The organism is Alteromonas sp. BMJM2, assembly GCF_027257845.1.
Taxonomy (GTDB): Bacteria; Pseudomonadota; Gammaproteobacteria; order Enterobacterales; family Alteromonadaceae; genus Alteromonas.
The window spans coordinates 64319-80710 of the sequence record NZ_JAPVOT010000002.1 but is presented as its reverse complement, the minus strand read 5'-3'; the positions used below and the strand labels follow the sequence as shown (position 1 = coordinate 80710).

Below are 16392 nucleotides of genomic sequence, written 5' to 3'. Positions count from 1 at the left end.
AGAAGCAGTATAAGGATAAACTGGCTGGTATCGCTAATAATTGCTAGCGTGCAAATCATTAGCGTGCAGGTTGAGATAAGAAGAACCGGTATGCAGGGTTGTCCGTGACCTCTTCATATTTATAACCAAGCTCTACCACGTGTTGATTAAAGGCTTCACGGCTTTCTGGCAATATGTCAAAACCAACTAACACAAGCCCTTCAGCAGCCCCGTGATTGCGATAGTGGAACAAGGTAATGTTCCACTGCTCGCCTAGTGTGTTTAAGAAGTTAAGCAGGGCGCCAGGGCGTTCTGGAAATTCAAAACTAAATACCTGCTCGTTAAGTATGCTAGGCGGTCTTCCCCCTACCATATGACGAACATGCAGCTTCGCTAACTCGTTATCCGTTAGGTTAAAGCAGTCGTAACCTCTATTTTCTAAGTCCGATTGAAGCGCAGCAAATTCCTGCTGTCCTCCCTTGAGTTTTACGCCTACAAAAATATGGGCTTCATTTTCACTGGCATAGCGATAGTTGAATTCGGTTATCGCTTTAGCGCCAACGCACTCACAGAACTGCTTAAACGCACCTTTGGTCTCTGGAATTTTTACCGCAAACACGGCTTCTTTCTGCTCGCCTAACTCACAGCGTTCAGACACATAGCGCAAGGTGTGGAAATTGATGTTAGCGCCACACAAAATGCCGCCTAAGGACTTTCCTTGTAGGTTGTGCTCTTTGGCATATTTTCGAATAGCAGCAACCGATAACGCACCAGCTGGCTCAGCAATAACGCGGGTATCGTCAAAAATATCCTTAATAGCGCCGCATATTTCGTCGTTCGTCACCGTAATGGTTTCATCGATGAGGCGATTACACAGTCTGAAAGTCTCCTGACCCATCACTTTTACCGCCACACCATCAGCAAAAATGCCCACACTATTCAGTTCGGTTGGCTCACCCGCTGCTTTAGCTTTAATAAAGCAGGCTGACTCTTCTGACTCTACGGCAACAATTTTAATGCTGGGTTTAAGCTGCTTCAGATACACAGAAATACCGGCGGCCAACCCTCCGCCACCAACGGCTACAAATAGAATATCAAGGTTCGGGTTTTGCTCTAGTAACTCACGAGCTACCGTGCCTTGACCTGCAATCACATCAGGATCGTCAAAAGGAGGAACAAACGTATAGCCAAACTCTTGGCATAGGGATTTTGCATGACCACTGGCTTGGTCAAAACTCGTGCCGTGCAGCACGACCTCTACATTCTCACCACCAAAGCGACGCACAGCGTCTATTTTAATGTCAGGCGTGGTTTCAGGCATGACAATAGTGGCCTTAATACCTTTCATTTTGGCGCTGTATGCAAGGCCTTGCGCATGATTACCCGCCGATGCACCTATTACGCCCGCCTCAAGCTGCGCTTGAGAAAGGGAGTGAATTCGGTTGTACGCCCCGCGAAGCTTGAAGCTTTTTACTGGCTGCTGATCTTCACGCTTTAAAAAGATGTTGTTGCCCAACTCGGCCGATAACAAAGACATATAAGACAACTCGCTGGCCACGGCAACATCATATACCGGCGCCAACAAAATTTTCTTTAGATACTCGTGATCGCTTACACTCATAACCCTTCCAATTTCGTCACGTCTCGAACAGCACCTTTATCTGCACTTGTGGCAAGGGCCGCAAATGTTTTGAGCGATGTGGACACTTCGCGAACGCGATCTTTTGGCCGCCACGGTTTATCGCTTGCTTCCATTTTCGCGCGACGCTCAGCCAAGGCTTCATCGCTTATCTCAATATTGATGGTGCGATTAGGAATATCAATTTTGATTTTATCGCCATGCTCAACCAAAGCAATACCACCACCACTTGCCGCTTCAGGCGAACAGTGACCGATAGACAAACCGCTGGTACCGCCGCTGAATCGACCGTCGGTAACCAGTGCGCACTGCTTGCCAAGCCCTTTAGACTTGAGGTAAGACGTAGGATACAGCATTTCTTGCATACCCGGTCCGCCACGAGGGCCTTCGTAACGTATGAATACCACGTCGCCCGCTTTGACTTCATCGCCTAAAATGCCCGCAACCGCGTCATCCTGGCTTTCGTAAATACGTGCAGTGCCGTCAAACGTCAGTATAGATTCATCCACGCCAGCGGTTTTTACAATACAGCCGTTTTCAGCCACATTGCCGTAAAGCACCGCAAGGCCGCCCTCTTGGCTAAATGCATTTTCAATTGAACGAATGCAGCCATTTTCCCTATCGGCATCAGCTTCATCCCAGCGGCAGCTTTGACTAAATGCTTTAGTAGTACGAATGCCTGCCGGGCCGGCACGGAAAAACTCGATAGCTTTTTTATTCTCAGGGTTAGTAATATCCCAGTCGCTGATCACGTCGGTAAGGGGCTTACCCAGAACGTGATAAGTGTCTTTGTTCAGTAGGCCCGCTTTATTTAATTCGTTGAGAATACCAATTACACCACCAGCTCGATGCACGTCTTCCATATGGTACTGAGGGGTAGCAGGCGCAACCTTGCATAAGTGAGGTACTTTACGAGACAGCCTGTCTATATCATCCATTGTAAATGGCACTTCGCCTTCCATTGCAGCAGCAAGAAGGTGAAGTATGGTATTCGTCGAACCGCCCATGGCGATATCGAGACTCATGGCATTTTCAAAGGCGCTAAAATTAGCAATATTACGCGGCAATACGCTCTCATCGTTATCGCCGTAGTAACGCTTACACAACTCGACTATCTGCTCGCCTGCCTTTTTAAATAACTCTTCACGATCGGCATGGGTTGCCAACATAGAGCCATTACCCGGCAACGACAGTCCTAGCGCTTCCGTTAGGCAGTTCATTGAGTTTGCCGTAAACATACCCGAGCACGAACCACAGGTAGGGCATGCTGAACGCTCTATTTCATCAGAGTCGGCATCGCTTATTTTGTCATCAGCGGCGGCCACCATGGCATCGACCAGATCAAGTTTAATAAGTTGATCAGACAGTTTGGTTTTGCCCGCTTCCATAGGCCCGCCGGAAACAAACACAACAGGTACATTTAAGCGCATCGACGCCATTAACATTCCCGGCGTAATTTTGTCGCAGTTTGAGATACAAACAATAGCGTCTGCACAGTGTGCGTTAACCATGTATTCCACACCGTCGGCTATAATTTCTCTCGATGGTAGGCTGTAGAGCATACCGCTGTGGCCCATGGCAATGCCGTCATCTACTGCGATGGTATTGAACTCTTTGGCTACACCACCTGCGGCCTCAACACTGCGAGCAACCAGCTGGCCCATATCTTTAAGGTGTACATGCCCTGGAACAAATTGGGTAAATGAATTGGCAATAGCAACAATAGGCTTGCCGAAGTCAGAATCTTTCATACCTGTGGCACGCCAGAGCGCGCGCGCTCCAGCCATATTTCTGCCTTGCGTGGTGGTTGCAGAACGTAACTTGGGCATAAACCCCTCCCGTTGATATAGTCAAACGAATAAATAATGCTCAGCAGATACCGTTACCTGCTAAACGTGTTTTATTGCTGTTGCCTTTCTCACATCTAGGCCAAGGCACCCATTTTGAGGGACACCTAGTCGACCATAGCCAACCCGTGCGTAAATACCAGCAACATCAGAAATTAGTTAGCAAAAGAATACAGTGGCGCTAAAACATCATGTGCTGAATCATCATGAATGTAGCGCAATACTCTTCGCCGTTGCGACAGAAAAGGCTGTTCAAAACTTACCATTGTGGTGTTGTTTTTAATGATATAATTGACATGCTGTGTATCCAACTACAGGCACTTTTTATAAGCAAGTAAGTCTGCAGGTAAATAGGACACGCGCACAAAATGAAAAGTTGTTCAAAAAGGGTTATGGCGACCCTTGTTCTAAACTAGTAGGTATTCAATAAACTCTCTTGCAGTGGCCGCTGCAGGTCGAGATTTTGTCTCGCTGAATTTATGTACGTACAGTGTTCGCAAAGAAATATCATAAAACCCAATATTGAATCAAGTATTTTGCGGTTTAAACGGCTATAAATAGCCATTTTCATAAATAGTAGCTTTTATAAACAAGGCAGGTATAGATGTTTGACTGGTTTCATTGGCTAAACCTTGCTGGTGTAGCGGTATGTGCAATTTCTGGCACCTTAATGGCTTATCAAAAGCGCATGGACGGATTTGGTGTTATCGTGCTGGCTAGCGCAACAGCCATTGGTGGCGGCACACTGCGCGATGTGATGCTAGACGTGCCCGTGTTTTGGATTGCTGATACCGATTACCTATATACCACCCTTGTTGCCGCTTTTATCCCCATTTTGTGGCTGCGCATAAGTCCCCGATTTCCTTTTCATTACCTATTAATTGCCGATGCCTTCGGTTTGGCGCTATTTAACGTAGTGGGTATTGAAAAAGCATTGGCAAATGATACAGGCATTGCGGTTGCCGTTGCCATGGGAACGATTACCGGAGTATTCGGCGGCTTGCTGCGAGATGTTATCTGCCGAGAAGTACCGCTAGTGTTAAACGGTGAACTTTACGCGATGACATGTATTGCCGGTGGCTTTGCCTACGGTGCAGGGCTGTATTTCGACCTTGCAACACAGTGGTGCGGCATTGCCGCACTTATCACCACAGTGCTATTGCGCTTAGGCAGCTTGCGGTGGCACTGGCAGTTACCTGTATTCTACAGCGAACAAAGCTAACTCAACACGCCTTGCGTACAGTTACACTGAGCCACAGCCTCATTTACATTACTTACCTACACAGAAGGAGCGAGAAAGCACTGGGGTAAATATATGAGCATGGCCGTTGTAAAAACCTTCGCAGGACAGGGCCTTTCTGCACCAGAGATCTCCGTTGAAGTTCACTTGGCCAACGGCTTGCCGGCTTTTCAGCTAGTGGGAATGGCAGAAACCAGCGTAAAAGAGGCACGAGAGCGAGTAAGAAGCGCACTTATCAATAGTGGTTTCGATTTTCCTGCAAAGCGGATTACCGTTAATTTAGCGCCCGCCGATATTCCTAAGTTTGGAGGACGATTCGATTTACCCATTGCGGTAGGCATATTAGTCGCCGCGGGCTACTTACCCGACACAAGCTTACTTAATATTGCCTTTGTTGGCGAACTTGCGCTTAATGGCGACATAAAGCCTGTTGGCGGCCTGATACCCGTGGTTATAGCCGCCGCAAACGAAGATATACCGCTTATTTACCCCGGCGATAATGATATTGAAGCGGCGCTGGTCTCTCACGCTGCTCGACTGCCGGCTTTTGACTTACTCTCTGTTTTTGAGCACCTAAGTGGCCATAAAAAGCTCACCTCTGGGCAACCATTCACGCCTATCTCAAGCAGCATGAGTGACATTGGGTGGGACGATATTATTGGTCAAGAACAAGCAAAACGCGCCTTAATTATTGCAGCAAGTGGCGCGCATAATTTACTGATGGTTGGTCCTCCAGGTACAGGAAAAAGCTTGTTGGCCAGCCGCATGCTTGCCCTGTTGCCTCCGCTCACTGAGGAAGAGGCCTTAGAGGTTGCCTCTGTCTATTCGGTAAAAGGCGAAACGCTCAATGCTGAAAAATTTATGCATCGCCATTTGCGCTCACCTCATCATACAAGCTCTGCCATTGCCCTTACTGGGGGCGGTTCAAATCCAGTACCCGGGGAAATATCCTTAGCCCATAACGGCATATTATTTTTGGATGAATTGCCTGAATTTGGCAGAAAAGCATTAGACGTATTGCGAGAACCATTGGAAACAGGCGACGTGCATATTTCTAGGGCGTCTGGCAGTGCTACGTACCCAGCAAACTTTCAGCTGATTGCCGCAATGAATCCCAGCCCAACGGGGGATATTGACGACAACCGCCTTTCTCCTCAGCAGCAGCTTAATTACTTAAACAGGTTGTCTGGCCCCTTACTCGATAGAATAGACATTCAGGTTGAGGTACCCAGACTGCCCGATTACGATTTGCCTATCGCAAAACCCTCCACTGACGACTCAATACACAGGGTTAGAAAAGAAGTGGCTGATACTCGCCATATTCAGCTAATGAGGCAGGGAAAGCCAAACGCGTCCCTAGGTGCTGGAGATCTGGCTTCCGTGTGTAAGGTAAACGATAGTGATCTTCGCTTTTTAAAAGCGGCAGCTAAACAACTTAACCTATCAATGCGTGTGTTTCATCGTACGTTAAAAGTAGCGAGAACCATTGCTGATTTGCACCGCGAAGAGGCCGTAAGCCGGGCTCATATTAGTGAAGCTTTAGGGTATCGCGCCCTCGATAACTTAATTAAACAATTAAGTAGCTGTTGAGAAACTAGTAACGTAGCAACCTATAGTTCCACGTAGATAGATGTTAAACAGTTACTAACTAAAGCACTAGCTACGCACATCTAGTTTTAAGAAAGCGTCGACTAAAGGCTCATGCTGCTTATTTTGAAGGCAGCATAATCCAAGGGCATAAGGCTCTATATCATCTACCTGAATTTGCGTTACTGCGCTGGCCATACTTGAATGATCTAACACAACTTTAGGCACAAAGCCTACTCCGCATTCCAATGCCACCATACTCACAATGGCTTCATTACCGCCTACATAGGCGTAAACGTTAGGGCGAATGCCATGCTCTGCAAACCAGTGATACGCGGTTCGTCGGGTAGGCCCGGTTTCGGGCATGATCACCTTATGCTTTGTCCAATCTAACTGGCTCAATTGGGTTAATCGCCATTCACGAGGTGCAATGAGCACCAGGGGAACATCGTCAAGGGCTGAAAAATGAAGGTCAGTAGGCATGTCAGGCGTATAAATAGCGATAGACAGGTCACACTGCTTGCTTTTTACCTTTTCGATTGCCAATGCAGGGTCGCCCGTAATAAGTCGAATATCAACGCCTGGGTGCTGCTCTCTAAACTGCCGTAACATGCTTGGCAAGTGACTTTGACTGGCGGTTACCGAGCAAAAAACACTAATCTCACCCTGCAGTGCGTCGCTGTCTGCCTTTAAATCAATCTTCAGCTGCTGCCATTCTTTTAAGGCCTGTTTTGAAAATGACAGCAGCTTGTGACCACTGTGGGTTAGAGCTACTTTTCTGTTATCGCGCTTAAATAAGGTGCAGCCTAAGTCATCCTCTAGCCTTTGAATAACGCGACTTAGCGTAGAAGGAGACACATACATGGCTTCGGCTGTATCACCAAAATGTAAGCTGGTGGCCAAGTGATTGAAGAGTTGTAAACTGCGAAAATCCATAATGTTTCACTATTTGCAATATTATCTTGCAAATATATCATTTTCCAAAACAAAAGAAATCTTTTAGTCTTCACAGCAAGTCGTCATAGACGAGGTCTGTCAGCACCAAGGTGGTGTTTGATATTGACAAAAATGAATGTTGTTCGGAAATTTTTATGGCTAATTATTTCAATACCCTATCACTTCGCCAGCAGTTAGATCAGCTTGGCCGCTGTCGCTTCATGGCACGCGATGAATTCGCTGACGGTTGTCAGTTCCTTAAAGGCAAGAAAATTGTGATCGTGGGTTGCGGTGCGCAAGGTCTTAACCAAGGCTTAAACATGCGTGATTCAGGTTTAGACGTGTCTTATGCATTGCGTCAAGCAGCCATCGATGAGCAGCGTGACTCTTACAAACGCGCATCGGGTAACGATTTCACTGTTGGTACTTACCAAGACTTAATTCCTGATGCCGACTTAGTTTATAACCTAACACCTGATAAGCAGCATGCTAGCGTTGTAGAAGCGGTCATGCCGTTAATGAAAGAAGGCGCCACACTAAGCTATTCTCACGGTTTTAATATCGTTGAAGAAGGCCAGCAAATTCGTGACGATATTACTGTTGTCATGTGCGCTCCTAAAAGCCCGGGCTCTGAAGTACGCGAAGAATATAAGCGTGGCTTTGGTGTTCCAACACTTATTGCGGTTCACCCTGAAAACGATCCGCAAGGTAAAGGTTGGGATACTGCAAAGGCACTGGCTAGTGCCACCGGCGGCGACAGAGCAGGTGTATTAGAGTCATCGTTTGTTGCTGAAGTTAAGTCTGACCTGATGGGTGAGCAAACTATTTTGTGCGGTATGCAGCAAGTTGCAGCAGTACTCGCTTTTGAAAAAATGGTTGATGACGGTATTGATGCAGGCTACGCCGGTGCACTTATTCAGTATGGGCTAGAAGCCATTACTGAAGCACTGAAGATTGGCGGCGTTACTAACATGATGGACCGTCTGTCGAACCCTGCGAAGTTGAAAGCCGCAGAGCTTTCAGACCAGCTAACCGAATTACTGCGTCCTTTGTTTGAAAAACACCAAGACGACATCATTAGCGGCGAATTCTCTCGCACGATGATGGAAGATTGGGCAAACGGTGATGCAAACCTACTTAAGTGGCGCGAAGAAACCGGTGAAACGGCTTTTGAGAACGCGCCAGCTTACGAAGGTAAAATTAGTGAACAAGAGTTTTTTGACCACGGCATTCTACTTGTTGCCATGATCAAATGCGGTGTTGAAGTTGCCTTCGACGTCATGGTTGAAGCAGGCATTTTACCTGAGTCGGCTTATTACGAATCACTGCATGAAACACCACTTATTTCAAATACCATCGCGCGTAAGCGTTTGTACGAAATGAACGTGGTTATCTCAGATACTGCAGAATATGGAAACTACTTGTTTGCGAACGCAGCCATTCCAATTTTGCGTGAAAGCTTTATGCCTACTATCGATACTTCAGTGATAGGTAAAGGTTTGCCTGCTACTTCTAATCAAGTAGAGAACAAACGCCTTGTTGAAGTTAACGATGCCATCCGCTCACACGGTGTGGAATCAGTAGGAACAACCCTGCGTGGCTACATGACTGACATGAAAGCCATAGTGTAAGACAGTGGTTAAGACAGTTTCTGTCGTTAGGTGCTTTTAATAAGCCCTTTTGCCCGACCATTTTGGTCGGGCTTTTTTATGCCTACGCGCCGCACTCTCTAACACGTTCAGCAAACCGCACTGCCACATAAGACAACGCAAAAAACACGAAAAAGCCGATGCCAATTGGCATAAGGTTACCGTTTAGAAAGCTATCAACAAACAGGGCGACTGGCACCGAGAAAAGGCTGGAGAACGAGCCAATAATAGCTGCCCCTAACCCTGCCACATCGCCTAATGGCTGCATGGCCATAGCATTTAGATTGCCAAACAAAATACCCACAAAGAAAAAGCCAATAAACATAACCGATACAGTGAGTGCTAAGGGTGGAAGGCCATCGTAGGCTATCAACAAAGCTAGATACACGACGGCAAAACCATTCGCACCTTTAAGCGCAAACCGGCACAGCTTTCTCATGCCAAACCGCATCACCATTTTGCCGTTAAAATAGCTTGCTAAACCAATAGAAAAGGCAAGGGTAGCGAAGATATAGGGAAACATATCACCCACGTTGTAATACACCTGAAAAATAGTTTGCGAAGCACTTAAATAGGCAAGAAAAGAACCAAAGATGCAGCCCATCGCAAAGGTGTATCCCATCACCGAAGGATTAGTAAGAATTAATTTTGAAGATACAAAGAATTGCTTCCAAGAAAACGCTTTCCGGCGATGTCTCGGCAAGGTTTCCCCTTGCCTTGAGAAAAACCAAATACCGGCCATCGTAGCGACAACAAGAAATAGCGTAAAAATATGGAACCAAGAAAATAGATCCATCACTGTTTGGCCAATAATAGGCGCTAACATGGGCACAAGAATAAACACCATCATAATGAACGACATCACCCGCGCCATGGAGTCACCCACGTATAGGTCGCGGATAATTGCCATTGAGGCAATGCGTGGGCCTGACACCCCGAACGCTTGAATAACTCTTCCCACCAGCATAGTTTCAAGTGTGGTAGCCGACATACACACAAACGTACCAAGCGCGAATATACAAAGGCCCACAAGAATAGTTAGTCTGCGTCCTCGGCTATCCGAAAAAGGGCCAAAAAACATCTGCCCAAAAGCCATGCCTACAAAGAAAACCGTAACAATAAGGTGAGTATGATGGGCCTGCTCGACATTCAACGATTCGCCAATTTGCAGCAAAGCTGGCAGCATTGCATCAATGCTTAGGGCAACTAAGGACGTCATTGTTGCCATTAATGCGACAAACTCAACAATGCCTAGAACAGGCTTTCGAACAACGGCTGCATCGTGCGATGCGCCATGAGCATTTTGGGGCATAATTTCTCTTATATGAAAGTAGTGGGGAGTGAAAAAAGCGCACCGATGCGCGCTTGGAGCGATTATACCGTAAAGCTGATTAAAAAGCCGCCAGCATTGATAGCGCCTATCGCAATTACTGGCGGCTTAGTCGGTTAATGAAGTAAATAGTAAGAGCGTAACTAAATAGAAAACGTAGCCTGATTCGTTCTATTTGCTTGCCTTGCTCGTATTAAATAGCGAAATAAGAAAAAATAAATGCACTGCTCACTACTTCAGGGTAGTTAACGCAGAATTTTTCTCTCTCATCGCGCTTTTCAGTGTGAAAGTGTGAATGTGGTATGCTGATTACTGGTACGGCAATAGACTCCGGTACAGCAACAGAAACACAAGGAAATCACGAGCGCCAAGGGTTATAATATTGCGGCGAGTATTTGTGACTAGTTGTTGGCGCCAATACTTTGTGGTTAGTGCGCCCATACATCGAATCAATGCTTTAAGGATCCTGCATTTACATGCTCTCAACTCCCGTAGAAAACAAACTTCTACTGCTTCTTACACACACATGTACAACGTGGTGCCGCATGAATTTGCGCCGCAGCCAGGCTATATTGCGTAGATTTTTTGTGGCTGTCCCATTTTTAGCTCTGATTTTGGTTATCTCACCTTTTTCAGTGAGCGCCGAAAGCGACATCTCCTATTCAATATCCGGAGTCGAAAGTAGTAAGCTTAAAGACAACATTCGCATCCATCTGAACAATTTGGATGTTGAAAAGTCCTTACTGAGCGACCCTTATTGGCAAGACGAAGTGTCTGAAGCGGTAGCAACAGCTGTCCAACCTTTCGGTTATTACAATAGCGAAACCACCATAACGGTGAATGATGAGAATACGGTAAAGGTATCTGTGACTCTGAACGCACCGTTAACTGTAAATAAAGTGACACGTGAAATCATTGGAGCGGGTCGAATTGACGACGAATTTCGCAAACGCTTCAACGCCTTCAAGTTAAAACAGGGCGACGTATTAAACCAACCGATTTACGAAAGCTTTAAATCTTCAATGTTCAATTACGCGCTTTCTCATGGTTACTTTGATTTCTATTGGCAAGCAACGCGCTTAGACTTAGTGAGAGAAGAGAAGCAGGCCAACATACTATTGATAGCGCAAAGTGGCCCTCAGTATCATTTTGGTGAACTAAAAATTATTGGTGACGACAAGGCAGAAGCGATTATTTCTCGCCTCAGACCGTTTAAACCAGGCGACCCATACTCTTCTTCTGTACTAAACGATTTTAATCGCAGTTTAAATCAGGCTGGCTATTTTAGCCGTGTTATCGCGCGCCCGGTAGTGAGCGATGCCGAAGGACTGCAAGTTCCCATTGAAGTATCGCTGCTGCATCGCCCCTCAGACTCGTTTAATGTTGCGCTTGGTGCCGCAACAGACACCGGACCTCGTATAAGCCTGGGCTGGGAACGACCTTGGGTGAATAGTCGTGGTCATTCAATAAACGCGGATATTTTTGTGTCCCAGCCAGAACAATCTGTTTCTGCTGACTACCGCATCCCTATGAAAAACATCACTCGCGACTACATTAGTTTTGAAACGGGTTATCAATTTATTGAATACAGCAATACCTCCTTTGAGAGTGAAACGCTATCGCTGTCTGCACATCGCTATTGGCAAGAAGACAATTCTCCTTGGCAACAAGACGGCTCTATTACCTACTTGCGTGAAACCTTCGACCAAGGTGCGTTGGATACCAATACCACCTCGCTAGTTCTGCCAGGATACTCCATTACCTACCGTAATAAAGATGGAGAGTTAGACTTTAACAACGGACTGTATTTTCAAGTTCTTGGTCAAGTAGGCCGAGAAGATGCGGGGTCAGATATCGACTTTGCCAAGGCAGTTGTTGAGGGGATGTTTATTACCACTTTTAACGATGTACACCGATTGACCATTCGCGGTGAGTTAGGCGCCATCAAGGCAAGCAGTTTTTCCGACGTTCCTACCTCGCTGCGGTTTTATGCCGGCGGCGATCAAAGCATTAGAGGTTTCGACTTTAGAGACATTTCACCAAAGGCTGAACTCTTTAACCCACGTAAAGGTGATTTCGACATAGAATCTATTGGTGGTAAGTACCTACTAACAAGTAGCGTGGAATATGCCTATCGTTTTGCCGATAATTGGCGAGTGGCAGCATTCGTTGATGCAGGAACCGCGTCAAATACCACTGATGCCGAGCTAACCTATAGTGTAGGTCCAGGGCTACATTGGCTTTCTCCTATAGGCCCTGTGAGAATTTATATTGCGCGAGGCTTTGCTCCAGACGATACCAAATGGAATTTTCATTTATTGATAGGGCCTGAAATATGAAAAAGCGTACTATTTCCGCTCTATTGCTATCACCAGTATTCTTTGTTGTTGCAGTATATGCTTTGCTCATCAGTCCTCTTGGCGGCCCTACGGTAAAGATACTGGCCAATACCTTTGTTGATAATCTACATATTGAGAACATTGAAGGTGGATTTGCTGGGCCCTTAACAATACAGAAATTGACGTACATCAATCCACAGTGGCAGGTTGACGTAGGTCGAGTCTATGCAGATATAACGTGGCGCTGCGTCTTTGAGCCTCGCGTTTGTGTAAACAACCTTGAGGTGGAAAACGCCACGGTTGAACAAGTATCCGCTGCATTAGAAAACGATACAGCGAGTGAAGAGAGCGATACCGTTGCCCTCCCTCTTCCAGTTGATGTGGCGCAGCTTACGTTGAAGAATGTGACGGTGGCCTTACTCAATGCATATATCGCAATTGAATCTTTACTACTAGAGGATTTCTCTGGGTCCAATCGTATTGATTTTGAAAATTTAGAGGCAAGTGGTTTAGCCATTACACTCAATAGCACAGACGCAAATAGCAGTAAGAGTACAAACAGCGCAGCTACACCGCCAAGCAAGCAATCAGGCCAAGGCTCTGGCCCAGATACAAAATCCGGTTCATCGCTACCCACTTCATACTCGCTTAATTACGATGTGCCATCATTGCCGGTAATAGGCACTCCCATTCCCATTAAATTTAGCGCGCTTAATATAGAGAATATTAGCTTCACTCAAGGTGATAGCACTTCTCAAGGTGACAGCTCTTCTCAAAATGGAGGCACTCAGCGATTGTCTCTGTTATCAGTAGACGATATGTCATTTCAACGCTCTGCAATTCGCGTAGAGAGGGTGATTGTTAAGCATGAGCAAGGTCAGGTAGCGGGGTTTATAGAAGCTAACCTTAAAGATAATTATCCCCTTGATATTGAGTTAGATGGCTTTGCAACAATAGATGGACAGCGACAAAACATTACTCTTAATGCTTCAGGGGCGCTGGATGATATTGATGTGACGATTGCAGCCACTGGAATGATTACTGCCAACACCACCTTGTCTGCAAACTTTCTATCTGAGTCGCTGCCAATAAATTTCGACGCTAATTGGCAGGCTCAGCCTATTCCTACCGTTGAAAACGCAAGCTTAGATGCGGGCCAGCTAACCATTAGCGGCACCATGGGCGACTACAGACTTAAAGGCACAGGCTCGGCGAATGTACCTGATATGGGTGACGTTCCAGTTGCGTTAGATGTAGTACTTAAAAAGAACAATATTTACGTGAATGAGGCTGATATATCGGCTTTAGAGGGCAGTATTAAGAATACGGGTACCTTATACCTTAACGACACCATTGCATGGCAAGGCAAAACAACGCTGAAAAATGTGTCGGCTCAGCAATTTAGTGAGTTTGCCCCAGCGAAGCTGCAAGGCAATATCGACAGTATACTGCAATATTCCGAGGCCGGAGGTTTGCATGTAAGTTTACGCGATATGGATATTACCGGCGCACTGCGTGGCTCACCTATACGAGTAGTAGGCGAAGCGGTATACGCCGGCCCTAGCGATTTATTAGTGGCAAACCTCAATGTTGAGCAAGATCAAAACCGCATAAAAGCAGTGGCTCAAGTGCTCAATAAACGCTACATAAACGCCGATATTGATGTGGATATCGCAGAGGTTAGCATGTTGTACAGCGATGTGTCGGGCTCAGTAAAAGGTGCGATTAAAGCGAGTGGCCCTTGGCAGAATCCATCAACAACCAGCAATATTAACCTATCAGATATTAGCGTTTCGCCGAGTTTGAGCGCTCAGGCGGCACAGCAAGGACCGTTAAATGGCGACGTGTCTGTCTCAGGCACTTATGAAAATCATAATGCAGACATCGCATTGAGGCTGCCTGACAATGCGGTAAACCTGGCGATGTCTGGCGCATGGAAAGCGCAGCATTGGAAAGGCACCATATCTGATTCGAAGCTAGAAATTGCAAATATGCGTTGGCTATTAACATCCCCGTTAAACCTCGATATTGGTACGCCAACTGAAACTTCCTCCATCACGGCAAAGGTAAGTAGTCACTGTTGGTCTTCAAGGGGAGAAGGGGAACTGTGCATTGAAAATGTTAACTATCAAGAAAATAAGGCCAGTTGGGATATAACCGCCTCGTCGTTACCCGTTGGCTTGTGGGCTCACGAGCTCGCACCTCTAACTGTTTCAAAAGCCTCAGAAGCAGCACTAACAGTGAAATCACAGGGCAGCTACTCTGCGGCAGACCCCATTGACGCAACCTTTACAGCCTCGCTAAGTCCTGCCAAGTGGCAACTGGGAGAATCTAGGCCCATTGAGTTGACCATAAACTCGATGGAGACATCAGGCAACATTAAGCAAGGAAAATTAACGTCGACCTCGTTAATTTCAAGTGAAGATATTGGGGATGCAACGCTTACGCTTAATACTCGGCCCTTAGATGATAAAAAGCCACTTGACGGCACGCTTGTAATGGAAGGGCTAGATGTGTCGCCGCTTAAACCACTGTCACCGGCAATTCGCACGCTGACGGGTTTACTGAACGGCAAAATCACCTTGGGCGGCTACATTGATGACCCCGCTTTAAATGGCGAACTCACTATTGAAAATGGGGCAATTGACATACAAGACACCCCCGTATCATTGTCTAATTGGAATCAGTCAATTGTGCTTGATGGTCAACAAGCTAATCTTGACGGCTCGTTTATATTGGGCGGTGGCAAAGGCTCACTCAAAGGCGATGTAAACTGGTCGTCTACCCCGAGTGCTAATTTTACGTTGCAGGGAGATTCTTTTGAAATTAGACAGCCCAATACGCGGCTTAAAGTATCGCCAAATATCGATATCGCTGCGACAAAAGAAAAGATTGATGTTACTGGTGATATAAATATCCCATGGGCCAGAATCGAAGTTGCATCGTTACCGAATAGTGCCGTATCACCGTCAAAAGACGTGCATTTGCGCGGAGAGCCTCGCAGTGAAGATCCGCTGGATATTGTGCATGCTAATGTTATGGTGCATATCGACCAAGCCAAAAAAGAAGAAGTAAAAATTGAAGCTTTTGGCCTAACGGCAAGTCTTTATGGTGGAATACGCATAAATACTCAGCCAGCCCTTGTGGGATACGGAGATCTGCAGATTTTAAATGGTCGATATAACGCCTACGGTCAAAACTTGATAATAAAAACTGGCGAAATACAATTTAATGGCCCGATAAGCCAGCCTTCATTGTTAGTAGAAGCTATTCGAAACCCAGCGAAAACCGATGATGATGTGATTGCGGGCATAAGAATAGATGGGTCTGCAGACTCGCCAAGCATTAATCTATTTTCACAGCCGGCAATGGATCAGCAGGGCGTTTTATCTTATTTACTTACCGGTTCAGGGCCTAATTCAGGTTCATCAGATCCAAACTATGCGGCCCTACTGCTCGGCTTCGGGCTATCTAATACAGAATCGCTGACCGGACAGGTGGGAAGTGCCCTTGGCATAGATGACTTTAGCTTGAGCACCAATGAAGATAAGCTTTCTCTCACAGGGCAGATAAACGATAGGCTATCGGTTGAATATAATGTCGATGTTGGTCTTGGAAATAACGACGTAAACAGTACGCTTCGACGCAGACAGCTTCCCCCAGATCTTGCGTTAAAATACCAGCTTCTACCCAATCTCTATTTAGAAGCGATTCAAACCACGCTAGAGGATCAGTCTGAATTTGCTCTCGACCTCTACTATGAGTTTTTCTTAGGCGAAAACCGCAGGCGCTCTGAGAGCGATGACGAACAAAGCGATAAGGAAAATAACGACTAGGTAAACAAGA

Annotated in this window: 9 protein-coding genes; 5 read left to right on the top strand and 4 right to left on the bottom strand. The window is 46.2% G+C overall.

The window, feature by feature from the left end:
* Window positions 1-58 precede the first annotated feature (58 nt).
* Both ilvA and ilvD read right to left on the bottom strand, forming a co-directional pair.
* The gene (gene ilvA / locus O9X84_RS03070) at window positions 59-1600 is read right to left on the bottom strand and encodes a threonine ammonia-lyase, biosynthetic (RefSeq protein WP_269518089.1); all 1542 of its coding nucleotides are present in this window, start codon (window positions 1598-1600) and stop codon (window positions 59-61) included.
* Window positions 1597-3447: a dihydroxy-acid dehydratase gene (gene ilvD / locus O9X84_RS03065; protein ID WP_269518088.1), complete on the bottom strand. Its 1851-nt coding sequence runs from the start codon at window positions 3445-3447 to the stop codon at window positions 1597-1599. The genes ilvA and ilvD overlap by 4 nt, the downstream gene beginning before the upstream one ends.
* Before the next feature lie 622 nt (window positions 3448-4069).
* Between ilvD and O9X84_RS03060 the strand changes: the two genes are divergently transcribed.
* Complete coding sequence (locus tag O9X84_RS03060; RefSeq protein ID WP_269518087.1) at window positions 4070-4687, top strand: trimeric intracellular cation channel family protein; 618 nt, start codon at window positions 4070-4072, stop codon at window positions 4685-4687.
* 93 nt (window positions 4688-4780) lie between these two features.
* Window positions 4781-6295 carry a YifB family Mg chelatase-like AAA ATPase gene (locus tag O9X84_RS03055; RefSeq protein ID WP_269518086.1) on the top strand — a complete coding sequence of 505 codons (1515 nt, stop codon included), beginning with the start codon at window positions 4781-4783 and terminating at the stop codon, window positions 6293-6295.
* Between the two features lie 66 nt (window positions 6296-6361).
* On the opposite strand, the gene ilvY is transcribed toward O9X84_RS03055, so the two are convergent.
* Window positions 6362-7228, bottom strand: a complete 867-nt coding sequence (gene ilvY, locus O9X84_RS03050; protein ID WP_163107632.1) for an HTH-type transcriptional activator IlvY — start codon at window positions 7226-7228, stop codon at window positions 6362-6364.
* A gap of 155 nt (window positions 7229-7383) precedes the next feature.
* Here ilvY and ilvC point away from each other — a divergent pair, with 155 nt between their 5' ends.
* A complete protein-coding gene (ilvC, locus tag O9X84_RS03045) occupies window positions 7384-8859 on the top strand; it encodes a ketol-acid reductoisomerase (protein WP_269518085.1) in 1476 nt (491 codons plus the stop codon).
* An 82-nt stretch (window positions 8860-8941) separates the two neighbouring features.
* Here the strand turns inward: ilvC and O9X84_RS03040 are convergent, their stop codons facing one another.
* The gene (locus tag O9X84_RS03040) at window positions 8942-10189 is read right to left on the bottom strand and encodes a multidrug effflux MFS transporter (protein ID WP_269518084.1); all 1248 of its coding nucleotides are present in this window, start codon (window positions 10187-10189) and stop codon (window positions 8942-8944) included.
* Between the two features lie 605 nt (window positions 10190-10794).
* Here O9X84_RS03040 and O9X84_RS03035 point away from each other — a divergent pair.
* Complete coding sequence (locus O9X84_RS03035; RefSeq protein WP_269518083.1) at window positions 10795-12546, top strand: autotransporter assembly complex protein TamA; 1752 nt, start codon at window positions 10795-10797, stop codon at window positions 12544-12546.
* Window positions 12543-16382: a translocation/assembly module TamB domain-containing protein gene (locus O9X84_RS03030; protein ID WP_269518082.1), complete on the top strand. Its 3840-nt coding sequence runs from the start codon at window positions 12543-12545 to the stop codon at window positions 16380-16382. The genes O9X84_RS03035 and O9X84_RS03030 overlap by 4 nt, the downstream gene beginning before the upstream one ends.
* Window positions 16383-16392: the final 10 nt, after the last annotated feature.